This window comes from Ensifer sp. M14, from assembly GCF_003355565.1.
Lineage (GTDB): Bacteria > Pseudomonadota > Alphaproteobacteria > Rhizobiales > Rhizobiaceae > Ensifer.
The window spans coordinates 265,824-281,773 of sequence record NZ_QJNR01000007.1; the positions used below are offsets into that span (position 1 = coordinate 265,824).

The following is a 15,950-nucleotide window of genomic DNA, read 5'->3' on the forward strand; positions in this document are numbered from 1 at the left end:
GAGCATTTTTCTTAACGGGCACGTATCATCATCACCCGCCGCGAGCGAACGCCGACACATCGTCGGGCTGTTCGACCATCGCAAGGGGCATGGTGCTGGACTGTCTGTCACGGTGAGGACGCGAAATGGGCCCGGTAAACGACAACGTATCCGAAATTCTGATCGACAAGGTCGCGGACTGGCTCATGCGAACGTCGCTCAGCGACGAGTCGCTGGAGACGATCGTCAAGGGCTTTTGCGAGCGGCTGGCTGCAGCCGGCCTGCCCTTGATGCGCGTGCACCTGTCCTTTTCGATGCTGCACCCGCTTTACGACGCGCTCGGTTTCACCTGGGTGCGGGGCAAGGGCGTCGAGGTCAGCGGCCTTCGACATGAGGAGCTAGCGCTCAACCCCGAGCGGTTCCTGCGCAGTCCCTACTATTACCTGCTCAACAACAATCTCGAGCATGTGCGGCGGCGCCTCTACAAGGATACGCCGTCCGAGTTCCCGATCTTCGACGAACTGAAGGAGCAGGGGGCGACCGACTATATCGCCTTCATGCAGTCGCTCGGTGCTGATTCCGGCCACGGGATGGTCGGCTCCTGGACGACGGACCGGCATGGCGGTTTCACCGATGATGTGATCGGTGCGTTGCTGCGACTGCAGAACCATTTGGCGGTTGCGGCCAAGATGGCCGTTCTCGGCAAGCTCGCCGACAACATGTTGACCACCTATCTCGGATCGAGTGCCGGCCGTCGGGTGATGAGCGGGCAGGTTCGGCGCGGGGACGGCGAGACGGTGCGCGCCATCCTTGTCATGGCCGACATGCGCCGCTCGACGATGCTTGCGGAAAAGGAGGGGCGCCAGTCCTATATCGAAACGCTGAATGGCTACTTCGATGCGATTGCCGCACCGTTCAACCGCAATGGCGGCCACATTTTGAGCTTTGTCGGCGATGGGTTCCTTGCGGTCTATCCCTGTGGCCGGCACAAGGAGCCTTCCGAGTTTGCTGCCCGCGAAGCGTTCGGCGCGGTGCGCGCCGCAACGGCCCGTATGGAGCTGCTCAACTCCGAGCGGCGCAAGCAGGGGCGCGATCCGATCGGTTACGGCGTCGGCCTGCATGTGGGCAATGTGATGTTCGGCAATGTCGGTCTTCGCGATCGGTTGACCTTCTCGGCCTTCGGTTCGGCGGTCAACGAGGTGCAGCGGCTGCAGAACCTCACGAAGAAATACGCCCATAGCATCGTCGCCAGTGAGGCCTTCGTCAATTATTGCGGCGGCGACTGGACGGCGCTGGGTCAGGAAAAGCTGCGCGGTGTCCGCCAGAAGTTCACCATTCTCTACCCGAACGAGGCAGCACTTCTACCGAAGACGGACGAGCGCCTCGACGATGTTTTGCAGGATGGACTTTCGGAGGCCGAACATGTCATGCTGCTTCATCGCAACACCCGTCCGTTGCAGCCGCCGCGCGGCCTCATCGACAAGATGCTTCAGTAAGGACCGCAATGTTCCGAACAGCCCTCATCATCGCGAGCTTCTTCATCACTGGCGTTGCGGCTGCGCAACCGTGGGAAACCAAGCTTTACGACGGTTTCGAGGGAAAGGGCTTCTCGCCGGATGGCGGGCTTTACTACCGGGAGAATTTCGAGCAGAGCGCGGGCACTGTCGAATTTCAGAGCGCCGTCAAACGCAATGGCAATGGCGGGCTCAAGCTGAGTGTCGTGCCGAACTGCCCGGATTCACTTGATGGCTGCAGCGAGAGAGCGGAGATCTGGGAGAAGACGGATCTTCGGGTGCCCTATGACCAGGGTATCTGGTACGGCTTCTCGGTGAAGTTTGCCGACCCGGTGCCATCAGGCGACCACCGCTATCTCGTTGCGCAATGGAAGCGCGAAATTGACCCGGGGGCGGAAGGCGATTTCAGTCCGTTCCTGGCATTGCGTATGAATTTCGGCAAGCTGTTTGCGACGGTGGAGACCAACTACATCGCGCCGGCGTCTTCGGGGCCAGACGGCGTTGCAGCCGTATGCCGGCCGGGTGAAGTGCCGGTTTGGGGGCGCCCGGGCGGCAACCAGATGCGCATGCTCGTGGCGACCGATCCCGCGTGGAGGGTGGACGACGGCAATCTGTTCAATGCCTGCACCGACGCCATCGCCGTGACGCACCACGGCAATGCGTTGCCAGATCCGAAATCGGGCTGGATCGATTTCGCGATTTACACGAAGCCGGGCGCCGACGGCACCGGCCATATCGAACTCTATGCCAATGGTAAGCCGATCATCACCGTCAAGGGTCATGTCGGACACGCGGACAAGGGGCTCGGCCACAACCAGTATTTCAAGTTCGGGCCATATCGTGCGGCCGACGTGACGGACTGGACGCTCTATTACGACGATTTCCGTCGGTCGCCGAGCTGCGCCGACGTGCTTGCCAAGGAGGCTTGCCCCTTTCCCTGACGATTGCGACGCGACCGTGAACTATGCTGTGGTTGCAAGGCCTAAGCTGGACAGCCTCCTGAAGCTGCGATAGTCTTTTTTAGAGGCGACGGATACACGGGCAATGAGGGAAGCGTGCTGCGATGACATCAGGGGCGGACCTGCTTCGAGTTGAAGGTCTGCGGATCACATTCTCGGTGCTCGGCGGCAAGGTTGAAGCCGTCAAGGAAGCGAATTTCAGAATCTTGCCAGGAAAGGTGACCGCCCTCGTCGGCGAGTCCGGTTCCGGAAAGTCGGCCATCAGCCAGGCCGTCATGGGCATTCTTCCGAATGTCGCGCGGGTTGGCGGACAGATCCTGTTCAACGATCCCGATGCCAAGGGCAAGCCGATCGATCTGCTTTCGCTGGAGCGCGAAGGTGAGGAAATCCGTGCTTTGCGCGGTACGCGAATCAGCAAGATCTTCCAGGAGCCGATGACATCGCTGTCGCCGCTCCATACGATCGGCAACCAGATCTCCGAAGTTCTGAAGATTCATACGGATGCGGAGAAGTCCGAGAGGCGCGCACGAACGGAAGAACTGCTCGGTTACGTCGGGTTTGCCAACCCGAAGCGCGCCTATGACATGTATCCTTTCGAGCTTTCCGGCGGCATGCGGCAGCGCGCAATGATCGCCATGGCCCTGATTTGCAAGCCGGCCCTGTTGATTGCCGACGAGCCGACGACGGCGCTCGACGTAACGGTTCAGGCGCAGATCCTGCAGTTGCTGCGTGAGCTGCAAGTCAAGCTCAACATGGCGATGCTGTTGATCACCCACGACCTTGGCGTGGTCGCCAATATGGCTGACGAAGTCGTGGTGATCTACCACGGCCAGATCGTCGAAGCAGGTCCGGTCGATGCGATCTTCCGCAACCCGCAGCACCCCTATCTCAAGGGTCTGATGGCCGCCGTTCCGCATTTCGACATGAAGCCCGGCGAACGGCTGAAGGCGCTGCGGGAAGTACCCGTCAAGGCAGGCACGTTGCTCGGGGCAAAGGCTTCCGAAAAGGCGGCTGGCCCCGACGTCCTTCTGTCGGTGCGCAACCTTTCCAAGACCTATGGGACGCGCAAAACCTCATGGTTCGGCAAGAAGGACCCGTCGCGGCATCGCGCGGTGGACAATGTGAGCTTCGATATCCGTCGCGGCGAATGCCTGGGGCTGGTCGGCGAAAGCGGCTGCGGCAAGACCACGGTCAGCAAGATCCTGATGCGTGCCATCACCCCGGACAGCGGCAGCGTCAGCTTCGACGACGGCGAGGGGCCGATTGATGTCCTCAAGGCCGAAGGTGACGAGCTGAAGACGCTGCGCTCGAAGATCCAGATGGTCTTTCAGGATCCAGTGTCGTCGCTTTCTCCCCGCATGACCGTCAAGAATATTCTGAGCGAACCGCTTGAGATCCACGGGCGTGGTACGGCGAAGTCGCGCGTCGAAACCGTCCGCTTGCTGCTGCAGGCCGTTGGCCTCGATCAGCGGTTCGTCAACCGTTATCCGCACAGTTTTTCCGGTGGCCAGCGCCAGCGCATCGGTATCGCCAGGGCGCTTGCCCTGGTGCCGCAACTGTTGATCTGCGACGAACCGGTGTCGGCGCTCGACGTTTCCGTTCAGGCCCAGATTCTCAATCTGCTCAAGGATCTGCAGAAGGAGCTCGGGCTGACATGCCTGTTCATCTCGCACAACCTCGCGGTGGTCGACTACATGGCCGATCGGATTGCGGTGATGTGTGCAGGGCGCATCGTCGAACTCGCCCCGCGCGAAGTTCTGATGCGCAATCCGGTGCATCCCTATACGAAATCGCTGCTCGCTGCCGTTCCGTATCCGGATCTCGATCGTCCGCTGGATTTCGATCTGCTCAAGGCAGTTGAGGGATCGGATATGCGACGGTGGGGGCCGCAGTTCAATGACGACGGCGAGGAGGATGCGCTTTTTCCTGCTGACCTCGGCGGCGACCACTACGTGCTGGCGCGCAAGTCAGTGGATGCAAGGGAGTTACGGCCATGATCACTCGCCGAACTGCGCTCGCCCTACTCGCTACAGTGGCGTTTCCCAAATATCTGCTTGCGGCGGCAAGCGAGCCGAAGTTTTTCGAGGCGCTCGTGGCCGAGGGAAAGCTGCCGCCCGTCAATGAGCGGGTGCCGAAGACCCCGCGCATCATCAATGTTGCCGGCATGGGCCGCCAGCCGGGCAAGCATGGCGGCACCGTTCAAAGCCTGATCGGCAGCGCGAAGGACATACGGTTGATGACCGTCTATGGCTATTCGCGCCTCGTCGGCTACGACGAAAAACTCGAGATGCACGCAGATGTGCTGGAAAGCTACGAGACGGTCGAGGATCGGATCTTCACGTTCCATTTGCGCGAGGGACACAAGTGGTCAGACGGCAGTCCGCTGACGACGGAAGACTTCCGCTATTGTTGGGAAGATGTGCTGCTCAATGAGAAGCTCAGTCCGGCAGGCTTGTCGACTGCGCTGGTGATGGATGGCGAAGCCGGGAAATTCGAGCTCATCGACGCGCGGACCGTGCGCTATTCCTGGTCCACACCCAATCCAGATTTCCTGCAGAAGCTCGCGGCGCCGCAGCCTTTGGTGCTGGCAATGCCGGCCGCCTACCTCAAGCAGTTCCACGAAAAGTACCAGGATGAGGACAAGCTCAAGGCGATCATGAAGGAACAAAGGGTCAAGAAATGGAGCCAGCTGCATATGCGCATGGCCCGTTCCTATCGCCCGGAAAATCCCGATCTGCCGACGCTTGATCCCTGGCGCAACACGACGTCGATGCCGGCCGAACAGTTCGTTTTCGAGCGTAATGCCTATTATCACCGGGTCGACGAGCGCGGTCTGCAGCTGCCTTACATCGATAAGTTTGTCCTCAATGTCAGTTCGCCGGCGCTGATCCCCGCGAAAGCGGGTACCGGTGAAAGCGACCTGCAAGCGACGAATATCGACTTCATCGACTACACCTTCCTGAAGGATGCCGAGAAGCGCTATCCCGTAACGGTCAAATTGTGGAAGAAGACGCAAGGCTCACGGCTTGCGCTGCTTCCCAACCTCAACTGCTCCGATCCGGTCTGGCGCCCGCTGCTGCGGGATGTGCGTGTCCGGCGAGCGTTGTCGTTGGCGATCGACCGTTCGGAGATCAACAAGGCCGTCTTCTACGGGCTGACCAAGGAAAGCGCCGACACGGTTCTACCCGACAGCCCGCTGTTCCGGCCGGAATACGCAGCAGCCTGGATCGCTCACGACCCTGTGCAGGCCAACGCGCTGTTGGATGAAGCCGGCCTGACAGACCGCGGCAGCGATGGTATTCGTATTCTTCCGGACGGCCGCGCCGCGCAGATCGTCGTCGAGACGGCGGGCGAAAGCACGCTTGAGACCGATGTCTTGCAACTGATCACCGACTACTGGCAGAAAGTCGGCATTTCCCTGTTCATCCGGACGTCGCAACGCGACACGTTCCGTAGCCGCGCCGTCGGCGGCGAGATCACCATGTCCATGTGGTTCGGGCTCGACAACGGCGTTCCGACGGCGGACATGAACCCCGGACAGCTGGCGCCGACCGCCGACGATCAGCTGCAATGGCCGGTCTGGGGGCTCAACTATCTCTCGCATGGTGAGATGGGACAGGCGCCCGATCTGCCGGCCGCAGTCGAGCTGACGGAGCTGCTGGAGCGCTGGCGGCGCTCGGCCGAGGATACGGAGCGCGCGGAAATCTGGGGGCGGATGCTATCGATCTACACCGATCAGGTTTTCTCGATCGGCCTCGTGAACTCCTCGCAGCAACCGATCCTCGTCGCCAACAAGATAAAGAACGTCCCTGAATCCGCGCTCTACGGTTTCGATCCGACGAGTTACTTCGGCGTCTACAAACCCGATACGTTCTGGATCGAGCAGGAAGGCTGACATGCTGCGATATATTCTCTGGCGTATCGCGGCGATGGTTCCGACCTTGCTCATCATTTCGGCGCTTGTCTTCACGATCATCGAGTTGCCGCCCGGCGACTACTTCGAGAGCTACGTCGCCGAGATCAGGGCGCAGGGCGAAGGCGTCAACATGGAGCAGATCGAGGCGCTCCGGAAGGAATATGGCTTCGATCAACCGCCGCTGCTGAGATATATCCACTGGCTCGGCGGCATGCTGCAGGGCGATTTCGGCTATTCGTTCGAATACGAGTTGCCGGTCAGCGATGTCGTCGGCGACAGGTTATGGTTGACGATCCTCGTCTCCTTCTTGACGATCATCTTCACCTGGCTGATCGCATTCCCGATCGGTATTTACTCGGCTACGCATCAATACAGCTGGGGCGATTACGGCCTGTCGCTGGTGGGGTTGATTGGTATAGCCATCCCCAACTTCATGTTGGCGCTGATCATGATGTATTTCGCCAATATCTGGTTCGGCATTTCGATCGGTCACCTCATGGATCAGAAATACATGGCCGAACCCATGAGTTGGGCGAAGGCGAAATCGATCCTTGAACATATCTGGATACCGGTCATCATCGTCGGTGCGGCAGGGACCGCCGGCATGATCCGGCGCCTGCGGGCCAATTTGCTCGATGAATTGCAGAAGCAGTATGTCGTGACCGCACGCGCAAAAGGGCTTTCGCCCATGCGTACGCTCGTCAAGTATCCGCTGCGCATGGCGCTGAACTTCTTCATCTCGGATATCGGTTCCATCCTGCCTGCAATCATTTCCGGTGCGGAAATCACGGCGATCGTGCTTTCGCTCGAAACCACCGGCCCGATGTTGATCAAGGCGCTGCAGAGCCAGGATATGTATCTGGCGGGATCCTTCCTGATGTTCCTCGCATTTCTGACCGTCATCGGCGTGCTGATTTCCGATCTCGCGCTGGCCATTCTTGATCCTCGGATACGGCTGCAAGGCAGGAGCACCAAGTGACGTCATTCCTTCCGGCGCCCGGCGAACCGTTGCCGCACTACGTATCGACTGCACCATTCGATCCCTATTCCGTCGAAGCGATGACGGAAGAGCAGGTGCGGGTTAATCAGGCGTCGCAACTGCGGCTCATGTGGTGGAAATTCCGCCGGCACAAGCTGGCGCTGATCTCCGGCATCTTCCTGGTCGCCCTCTACCTGATGATCCTCATCTGCGAGTTCCTGGCGCCCTACAATCTGCACACGCGCAATGTGGACTTTATTTATGCGCCTCCGCAGTCCGTACGGCTGTTTCACGAGGGCCAGTTCATCGGGCCGTTCGTCTACGGGCGGACGATGGAACTCGACATGGAGACGCTGAGGCGCACCTACACCGACAACCCGGAGCAAATCGAACGGATCCGCTTCTTCTGCCGCGGTGACGGCTATAAGTTCTGGGGGCTGTTTGAAAGCAACTTGCACCTTGTGTGCCCTGCAAAGGATGGGCAGCTCTTCCTGCTCGGTACCGACAGGCTTGGCCGTGATGTGCTGTCGCGAATCATCTATGGCGCCCGCATTTCGCTGACGATCGGTCTCCTCGGCATTACCGTCAGCTTCGTTCTCGGCATCGTTATCGGTGGTCTCGCCGGCTATCACGGCGGTGTTTTCGACCTGATCGTCCAACGCGTCATCGAAGTGCTGCAGTCGATCCCAAGCATTCCGCTGTGGCTGTCGCTGGCTGCAATCATGCCGGCGACCTGGAGCCCGATCCTGATTTATCTGGGCATCACGATCATCCTGGGACTTCTGGACTGGACCGGTCTTGCCCGAGCGGTGCGTTCGAAATTGCTGGCGTTGCGCGAGGAGGACTATGTTCTTGCCGCGCAATTGATGGGCGCCAAGAGCGGCCGCATCATCGGCCGCCACCTCGTTCCGGGCTTCATGTCTCACTTGATCGCCACCGCGACGATCTCCATCCCCGGCATGATCCTCGGCGAAACGGCGCTGAGCTTCCTTGGATTGGGGCTGCGTCCCCCGATCACCAGCTGGGGCATCCTGCTGACGGAGGCGAAAAGCGTAAGCGTCATTGCCTTCTACCCCTGGCTGCTATTCCCAACGATCCCGGTCATTTTTGTGATTTTGGCGTTCAACTTCTTGGGAGATGGCTTGCGCGATGCCGCCGATCCCTACAAATGAGGTTCGTTTCGACGCCGGCCTCAAGCCGGCGTCGCGTTTTTTGGTACGTTTTTTCCTGAGCGAAAGGTTTCTGGCATGATGCGGCGCTTAGAAGATGCCCGAATTCTCATGTACAGCCACGACACTTTCGGGCTCGGCCACCTGCGCCGATGCCGTACGATTGCGCATTCGCTGGTGGAAGACTATCGGGGTTTGAACATCCTGATCATTTCGGGCGCAACGATTGCCGGCGCCTTCGACTATCGCGCACGCGTCGATTTCGTGAAGATTCCGAGCGTAATCAAGCTGCATAACGGCGAATACACGTCCCTCGATCGCCATATCGAGCTGGACGAGACTTTGAAGATGCGCCAGTCGATCATCCGGCACACGGCAGAAACCTTCAAGCCGGACATCTTCATCGTCGATAAGGAGCCGATGGGGTTGCGCGGCGAGGTCGAAGAGACGCTTACCTACCTCAAGGCGCATGGCACCACGCTTGTGCTGGGCCTGCGCGAGGTCATGGATGCGCCGCATCTGCTCGAGGCGGAGTGGAAGCGCCGCGACACCATGCGCAAGATCGAGCAGTATTACGATACGATCTGGGTCTATGGGCCGCCGGATTTCTACGATCCGCTCACGGAACTCGAAGTACCGCCTGCTGTGCGCGAGCGCATGAATTTCGTCGGCTTCCTGCAGAGGAGCGTGCCGCGCGAAGAATTGCCCGGCCACAAGCCGGAAGGTGACTACATTCTCGTGACGACCGGCGGCGGCGGCGATGGCGCCGACCTGATCCACGATTTCATTCATGCCTACCAGCAGGATCCGGAGCTGACCCATAAGGCGCTGGTGGTCCTCGGCCCCTATATGCCGGTGAAGAAGCGTGAAAAGCTGATCAGGAAGGGAAGCAAGATCCCCTACATCCAGATCATCGAATTCGACAACCGCATGGAAGAGCTGATCGCTGGAGCCAAGGGCGTCGTGGCGATGGGCGGATACAACACCTATTGCGAAATCCTCTCGTTCGACAAGCCGGCGCTGATCGTGCCCCGTATCCAGCCGCGTGAAGAGCAATTGATCCGCGCGCGTCGCGCCTCGGAATTGGGTCTCATCGACATGTTGCTGCCCGAGGAGGCCGAAGACCCGTTGCGTTTCGCCGCTGCGTTGAAGGCGCTGCCGCAACGTGCGCCGCCGTCTAAAAGCTGTGCCAACGGGCTGCGGCTCGAGGGGCTCGTCCATATCTCGGAGATTGTCGGTGGGTGGCTCGGCGAGCAGTCGAGCGAGCATCTGAGCATCGTCAAGAAATCGAGCTGAAGCATTGCCAACAGACCGCAAGATTGCCGTTGTTCTGAAAGGATACCCGCGCCTTTCGGAAACCTTCATTGCGCAGGAATTGCTCGGGCTTGAGAAGGCCGGGCATGATCTCGTCTTGATCGCGCTGAGACGTCCGACCGATGGCAAGCGCCATCCGGTGCATGACGAAATCCGTGCCGATGTCCACTATCTGCCGGAGTATCTGCACGAGGAGCCGCTGCGGGTCCTTAAGGCGCTGGTGCGTTCGCTGCCGAAACCGGGTTTCTGGCCGGCGCTTGGGCAATTTTCGAAGGACCTTGCACGGGATCCGACCCGCAATCGCTTCCGTCGTTTCGGGCAGGCGTTGGTGCTTGCCTCGGAGTGGCCGGGTGATCCAGGCTGGCTGCATGCGCACTTCATCCATACGCCCGCTTCGGTCACGGCATATGCGAGCGTGATCGCCGGCACGCCATGGACCTGTTCGGCGCATGCAAAGGACATCTGGACATCGCCTGACTGGGAGCTTACCGAAAAGCTCGCCCGAGCGCGCTGGACGGTGACGTGCACGCGCACCGGATATGAACACCTGCAGAGCCTGACATCGCAGAAGGCAAGGGTGAAACTGAGCTATCATGGCCTCGACCTTCAGCGCTTCCCACATTTCGACGGCGAACATTCGATCCGCGATGGCTCCGACAGGGCAGAACCGGTCCGCATCGTCAGCGTCGGCAGGGCAGTCGGCAAGAAGGGGTACGATGTCCTCCTGAAGGCGCTCGCCCTGCTGCCACCCGAGCTGCACTGGCGCTTCGAGCACATCGGCGCCGGAGAACTGACGGGGAAGCTCAAGGTTTTGGGCGACGAGCTCGGCATTTCCGACAGAATTGCCTGGAAGGGCGCGCTCGACCAGACGGACGTGCTCGCACACTATCGAACCAGTGATATCTTTGCGCTCGCCTGCCGTGTGACGGCCGACGGTGATCGCGATGGCCTGCCGAATGTGCTCGTCGAAGCGTCGAGCCAGCGGCTTGCTTGCGTATCTACGGCAATCTCAGGCGTGCCCGAGCTCCTGACTGACGGTGAAAACGGCCGGGTCGTTCCTTCGGAAGATCCTCAGGCGCTGTCGCTCGCCCTGGAAGAGTTGATCCGCAGCCCTGCGCGCCGCAGCCAGCTGGGGGCCGCTGCTGAACGGCGGGTGAGGACACAGTTTGACCATCACTCCAGCATCGACCAGCTGACGAACCTGTTTGCGAACGAGTGGAAATCGGCATGACACGGCAGCTGCGGGTCTTCTTCTATGTCCAGCATCTGCTGGGGATCGGCCATCTGGCAAGGGCAAGCCGCATTTGCAGTGCGCTCGCTGTCGATGGTTTCGACGTCACGGTGGTCACCGGCGGTACACCCGTTCCCGGCTTTCCAACGTCCGATTTGAAGCATGTAGCGCTACCGCCGGTCGTTGCCGGCGACAAGGGGTTTTCGGGCCTCGCCGACGAAACCGGAAAGCCGGTGGATGATGATTTCAAGGAACGTCGGCGGAACATGCTGCTGGATGCATTCCGCACCTGTGACCCGGATGTTGTGATTTTCGAGGCGTTTCCGTTCGGACGCCGCCAGATGCGGTTCGAACTGATGCCGTTGCTCGACCTGATCGAGGCGTCAAACCTGCGCCCGCTGGTGGCAACATCTTTGCGCGATATCCTGCAGGAGCGGAACAAGCCGGGCCGGGCGGAGGAAATGCTGGCGCTGGTGCAGGCGCATTTCGACCTCGTGCTCGTCCATGGCGATCCCGCCTTTGCCCGGCTTGAAGAGACGTTTCCCTACGCGGGGGAGATCGCCGACAAGGTCGCCTATACCGGCCTCGTCGCGGGCAGCGCGCCTGCGCTGCCGCTGGAGCGGTTCGATGTGGTCGTTTCGGCCGGCGGCGGCGCGGTCGGTAAGGAGTTGATCGGCGCCGGCCTGGAGGCCGCGAAACTTCTGCCGCCGGAGCTTAAATGGTGCCTGGTGACAGGGCCCAATCTGCCGCAGGTCGACTACGACGCATTCGAAGCCGCCGCTCCGGGGAATGTGAAGCTGTTCCGGTTTCGCCAGGATTTCGCCAGCCTGCTTTCAGGCGCGCGGCTTTCCGTCTCACAGGCCGGTTACAATACCGTCTGCGACATCATTCGAGCGGGTTGTGCATCTCTGTTGATCCCGTTCACGGCTGGCGGCGAGACGGAGCAATCGACGCGGGCAGCGCGACTGGAAAAGCTCGGGCTCGCCGGCGTCCTGCCGGAGGACGACGTAACGCCTGCTCGCCTGGCGCGCGATGTTGAAACGCAGCTTGCCCGCGCGAAGCCGTTAATGCCGCCGCTTGACCTCGAAGGCGCCGCCCAGACGGCGGCGATCCTGCGTGCGTGGCTTTTGAAGGCGCCTGTCAGACCGTCCCGATCAGCATGAACCGTGTATATTTCTTCGTCGGCAAGGCGCCGGCGAAATCGAGTGTTGCAAGTTTCGCCTGGTCGGCGAATGCTTCGACGGACGCAACACAGTTGATGTGTGTCGGTTCGCTAAAATAATCGTTGGACTGCAGGAGGACACGTGTGCCCGCCGGTATCAGCTCAAGCCAGCTGCGAAGATCGGCGATGTGTTCGCAGCTTGTGTTGACGATCAGATCGGCGCCCAGTTGAGCGTAGTCGACCGCGTACATATCGGCGGTGACGGCGCGAAAGCGGTCGGCATGGGTTGCGTTGAGCGTGCGCGCCACAGTCTCTACCGAGGGGTCGATGTCGTAGCTTTCAGCCACGGCGATCTCGAAGCGGCGGTCCTCCAGCAACATTGCCGGAAGGATCCCGTACCAACCGCCCAGAACCACGATCCGCTGATAGGATTTTCCTGCTGCTTGCAGCAGCGTATCGCGCGCCCAGATCTTGCAGGCGACCTGCTTGTGGTTGAAGGCGTTAGCGATATCGGCGTCGGGATGTTTGGCGATAACCTTGGCGATACCGTCGATCAGCGGACTTCTGGTGTAAGCGGCAATTCCGCGCGTCAGGTCGAAAGCATTTTCGTACCAGTCGCTCGCAGGAGTAGGGTGGTGGCTGGCGTGTTTCATGCTGCCGTTGTAAGCTGGCGGGCATTCGAGTGCAATAAGGGCGCTCTTCTCCCTTCGTACCAGTTCCATCTCTTGCCATGGAATTCGATCTCGGGTCTCAAAGGTGAAGGCAGGTGTCCATTGCGGATTTCTCTTGCACCTGCATAATCTAATAAACCGGATTCGAAACCGGATTAGATTTTGCCGAAACGCGTTCGCGGCCAAAGGCCGGGCGGTTCAGTCGAAATGCGCGGTAAGCAAGCATATCGTGGCCGGGTATGGTGGCAGCCCTCGCCGCACACATCGTAGTGTTCAATAAGGTCCCGTTGCCAGAAACATGGAAGCACGCCTCTCCCGCTACATTTGGACCCATACGCGCAAGGACCAGCTCTGGATTCTGGTGGTCGTCGCGTTTTCCATGATCCCGTATTTCCTGTCCTTCGATCTGCCCAAGCAGATCGTCAACGGACCCATTCAAGGTGACGGCTTCGACAGTCCGGAAGCGACGCAGGCGTTCCTGGCGATCTCCTTTGACCTGCCCTATCTGGGGACGATCAACCTGTTCGACGGGTTCCAGCTCGGCCGCGAAGGTATGCTTCTGGCACTGAGCCTCGTCTTCCTGCTGCTTGTGGTGGTGAACGGCCTTTTCAAGTTCTACATCAACACCTTCAAGGGGCGGCTCGGCGAGCGTCTCTTGCGGCGCATCCGCTTCGAACTCGTCGATCGGGTGCTGCGGTTTCCACCGACCCATTTCAAGCGGGTGAAGCCGGCCGAAATCTCGACGATGATCAAGGATGAAGTCGAGCCCCTCGGCGGCTTCACAGGTGATGCCTTCGTGTCGCCGGCGCTGCTTGGCGGCCAGGCAATGACGGCCTTGATCTTCATCCTGCTTCAGAGCTTCTGGCTGGGGCTGATTGCCAGCGTCATCGTCGCCGTGCAGGCAATCATCATTCCACGCATGCGCAAGCGGTTGCTCGTCCTTGGGCGGGAACGCCAGCTGACCGCGCGAGAATTGTCCGGCCGGGTGAGTGAGATCGTCGACGGCATCGGCACGATCCGGGGTTACGACACCTCCAATTTCGAGCGCGCCGACATCGCATCGCGGCTCGCCCGGATCTTCAAGATCCGTTACGACCTTTACCAGTGGAAGTTTCTGGTCAAGTTCATCAACAACTTCCTCGCCCAGGTGACGCCCTTCCTGTTCTACTCGATCGGTGGCTATTTCGCGCTTCAGGGCCGGCTTGACATAGGCCAGCTCGTTGCCGTCATCGGCGCCTACAAGGATCTGCCCGGGCCGCTGAAGGAGCTGATCGACTGGGATCAGGCGCGCCAGGACGTGCAGGTCAAATATGCGCAGGTCGTCGAGCAATTCAGCGTCGATCCGTTGCTCGATCCCAAGGTTCACGCCATCGCAGCGACAACTCCCGAGCCTTTGAGTGGCGCGCTTGCAGCGGTCAACCTGACGGTGACTGATGATGGCGGCGTGACGCTTCTCGATCACGTTTCGCTGCAGGTGCAGCCCGGCGAGGCGGTCGCACTCAAGCCCGGCGGCGAGGTGTTGGCCGAAGCTTTCGCCCGACTGATCTGGCCGGCGAGCGGTCGAATTCTCATCGGCAGCCAGGATATTCTGGAGATGCCGGAATCGGTTTCCGGCAGGCGCATCTCCTACGCTTCCTCGGATGTCTACGTGTTTCAGGGCAGCCTTGGTGACAACCTGCTCTACGGGTTGAAGCACGCGCCGTTGACGGAAGTGCGTTATGAAGGTGAAAGTGCGGTCCATCGCAAGTGGGAGCTAGTCGAAGCCAAGCTCGCCGGGAACCCGCACTTTGACGTCAATAGCGATTGGATCGACTATCGGGCCGCTGGCGCAACCGGGCCCGAGGATCTTTTGGTCAAGATCAGGCCGGTCCTCGATGCCGTTCTTCTCACCAACGACGTGATGGCGCTCGCGGTCCGCTCTACCATAGATCCGAACCGCAATGCAGCTTTTGCCGCTGGTATCGTCGAGATGCGTGGTGCGCTCCGGCAGCGCCTCGAAAAGGAAAAGCTCAGCGATCTCGTGGTGTTCTTCGAGCCCGGCTCGTACAACATCGAAGCGACCATCGGCGAAAACCTGCTCTTCGGCACGATCACCGATCAGGTGATGTGGGACGGTGCGCTCGAGGGGCATCCGTTTTTCAAGACAGTGCTGCAGCGGGTCGGCCTGCGTGACGTCTTCTACGAAATGGGTCTGGAGATTGCCGAGAACGTTGTCGAACTGTTCCGCGACCTGCCGCCGGATCACCCGTTCTTCCAGCAGCTGACCTTCATGACAGCGGAAGAAATCCCTGTCTATGAGGCGTTGCTGCAGAAGGTTCGCGGCCGAGCGCGCGCCGATGTTGCCGAGGACGATCAGGTCAAGATCATTCGGCTGTGTTTCGGTTACATCGAACCTCGCCACCGTTTCGGTCTCCTGACCGACGAGCTCATGGCAAAGATCGTCGCAGCAAGACGCGAGTTCGACGAAGGGCTGCCGGCGGACCTCGCAGGCATGATCGAACACTATCGTCCGAACCGCTACATCGCTTCCGGCAGCATCATCGACAACGTGCTTTTCGGGCGCATTGGCCACAAGCACGCCGACGGATCGGAGAAGATCCGGGCGATCGTGCGCGATCTTTTCGAGGCTGTCGGTCTCTACAACGATGTGCTCGCCTTCGGCTTCGATTTTAACGTCGGTGCGGGGGGGAAGCGATTGACGGCGGGTCAGCGGCAGAAGCTGGATCTGGCTCGCGCGCTCATCCGCATCTGCGATTTCTACATCTTCAACCAGCCGCTGCTGGCGCTCGATCAACGCGTTCAGGAACAGGTGATCCGCAACGTCTTTGCGCTTCTGCGCCAGGATGGTCGCAACCCGGCAATCGTCTGGGTGGTTGCCAATCCGGCAGTGATGGAACTGTTCGACCGCGTCGCTGTTTTCGAGAATGGCCGGCTGCTTCGCGACGACGATACGGAAGTGGGGGCTAACGAAGGACCCGACTATAAGGAAATGGCATCTTGATGTAATATTAATGTCAGGGCACGAGCATAAGGTCCCGCCGCGAAGCGGGACACAG

Annotated in this window: 11 protein-coding genes; 10 read left to right on the top strand and 1 reads right to left on the bottom strand. The window is 60.1% G+C overall.

Annotated features, from left to right (window positions below; translation table 11 throughout):
- Positions 1 to 125: 125 nt before the first annotated feature.
- The 9 genes from BLJAPNOD_RS22980 to BLJAPNOD_RS23020 all read left to right on the top strand — a co-directional run bounded on the left by BLJAPNOD_RS22980 (position 126) and on the right by BLJAPNOD_RS23020 (position 12,224).
- Positions 126 to 1,475 carry an adenylate/guanylate cyclase domain-containing protein gene (locus tag BLJAPNOD_RS22980; RefSeq protein WP_077501992.1) on the top strand — a complete coding sequence of 450 codons (1,350 nt, stop codon included), beginning with the start codon at positions 126 to 128 and terminating at the stop codon, positions 1,473 to 1,475.
- 8 nt (positions 1,476 to 1,483) lie between these two features.
- The gene (locus BLJAPNOD_RS22985) at positions 1,484 to 2,434 is read left to right on the top strand and encodes a polysaccharide lyase (protein ID WP_077501990.1); all 951 of its coding nucleotides are present in this window, start codon (positions 1,484 to 1,486) and stop codon (positions 2,432 to 2,434) included.
- Positions 2,435 to 2,556: 122 nt separating this feature from the next.
- Positions 2,557 to 4,449 (top strand): ABC transporter ATP-binding protein, encoded by a 1,893-nt coding sequence (locus BLJAPNOD_RS22990; RefSeq protein WP_077501989.1) that lies wholly within the window; start codon positions 2,557 to 2,559, stop codon positions 4,447 to 4,449.
- Positions 4,446 to 6,347, top strand: a complete 1,902-nt coding sequence (locus tag BLJAPNOD_RS22995) for an ABC transporter substrate-binding protein (RefSeq protein WP_115421605.1) — start codon at positions 4,446 to 4,448, stop codon at positions 6,345 to 6,347. The genes BLJAPNOD_RS22990 and BLJAPNOD_RS22995 overlap by 4 nt, the downstream gene beginning before the upstream one ends.
- Position 6,348: 1 nt before the next feature.
- Complete coding sequence (locus BLJAPNOD_RS23000) at positions 6,349 to 7,347, top strand: ABC transporter permease (protein WP_077501985.1); 999 nt, start codon at positions 6,349 to 6,351, stop codon at positions 7,345 to 7,347.
- Entirely contained in the window at positions 7,344 to 8,519 is a 1,176-nt protein-coding gene (locus BLJAPNOD_RS23005) for an ABC transporter permease (protein ID WP_115421606.1), read from the top strand. Before BLJAPNOD_RS23000 ends, BLJAPNOD_RS23005 begins: the two co-directional genes overlap by 4 nt.
- Before the next feature lie 75 nt (positions 8,520 to 8,594).
- Complete coding sequence (locus tag BLJAPNOD_RS23010) at positions 8,595 to 9,812, top strand: glycosyltransferase family protein (RefSeq protein ID WP_077501981.1); 1,218 nt, start codon at positions 8,595 to 8,597, stop codon at positions 9,810 to 9,812.
- Between the two features lie 4 nt (positions 9,813 to 9,816).
- Positions 9,817 to 11,061, top strand: coding sequence for a glycosyltransferase (locus tag BLJAPNOD_RS23015; RefSeq protein ID WP_077501979.1), 1,245 nt, complete (start codon positions 9,817 to 9,819; stop codon positions 11,059 to 11,061).
- Positions 11,058 to 12,224: a glycosyltransferase gene (locus tag BLJAPNOD_RS23020; protein ID WP_077501977.1), complete on the top strand. Its 1,167-nt coding sequence runs from the start codon at positions 11,058 to 11,060 to the stop codon at positions 12,222 to 12,224. The genes BLJAPNOD_RS23015 and BLJAPNOD_RS23020 overlap by 4 nt, the downstream gene beginning before the upstream one ends.
- Here the strand turns inward: BLJAPNOD_RS23020 and BLJAPNOD_RS23025 are convergent.
- On the bottom strand, positions 12,202 to 12,876 hold the full coding sequence (locus BLJAPNOD_RS23025) for an SAM-dependent methyltransferase (protein WP_077502092.1): 675 nt from the start codon (positions 12,874 to 12,876) through the stop codon (positions 12,202 to 12,204). The two genes, BLJAPNOD_RS23020 and BLJAPNOD_RS23025, sit on opposite strands and share 23 nt — an antisense overlap.
- A gap of 316 nt (positions 12,877 to 13,192) precedes the next feature.
- Between BLJAPNOD_RS23025 and BLJAPNOD_RS23030 the strand changes: the two genes are divergently transcribed.
- Entirely contained in the window at positions 13,193 to 15,895 is a 2,703-nt protein-coding gene (locus BLJAPNOD_RS23030) for an ABC transporter ATP-binding protein (protein WP_115421607.1), read from the top strand.
- Positions 15,896 to 15,950: the final 55 nt, after the last annotated feature.

Excerpts from the sequence above, each read along its gene's own strand:
- BLJAPNOD_RS22980 (WP_077501992.1), top strand. The coding sequence starts at position 126 with ATGGGCCCGGTAAACGACAACGTATCCGAAATTCTGATCGACAAGGTC.
- BLJAPNOD_RS22985 (WP_077501990.1), top strand. The coding sequence starts at position 1,484 with ATGTTCCGAACAGCCCTCATCATCGCGAGCTTCTTCATCACTGGCGTT.
- BLJAPNOD_RS22990 (WP_077501989.1), top strand. The coding sequence starts at position 2,557 with ATGACATCAGGGGCGGACCTGCTTCGAGTTGAAGGTCTGCGGATCACA.
- BLJAPNOD_RS22995 (WP_115421605.1), top strand. The coding sequence starts at position 4,446 with ATGATCACTCGCCGAACTGCGCTCGCCCTACTCGCTACAGTGGCGTTT.
- BLJAPNOD_RS23000 (WP_077501985.1), top strand. The coding sequence starts at position 6,349 with ATGCTGCGATATATTCTCTGGCGTATCGCGGCGATGGTTCCGACCTTG.
- BLJAPNOD_RS23010 (WP_077501981.1), top strand. The coding sequence starts at position 8,595 with ATGATGCGGCGCTTAGAAGATGCCCGAATTCTCATGTACAGCCACGAC.
- BLJAPNOD_RS23020 (WP_077501977.1), top strand. The coding sequence starts at position 11,058 with ATGACACGGCAGCTGCGGGTCTTCTTCTATGTCCAGCATCTGCTGGGG.
- BLJAPNOD_RS23025 (WP_077502092.1), bottom strand. The coding sequence starts at position 12,876 with ATGAAACACGCCAGCCACCACCCTACTCCTGCGAGCGACTGGTACGAA.
- BLJAPNOD_RS23030 (WP_115421607.1), top strand. The coding sequence starts at position 13,193 with ATGGAAGCACGCCTCTCCCGCTACATTTGGACCCATACGCGCAAGGAC.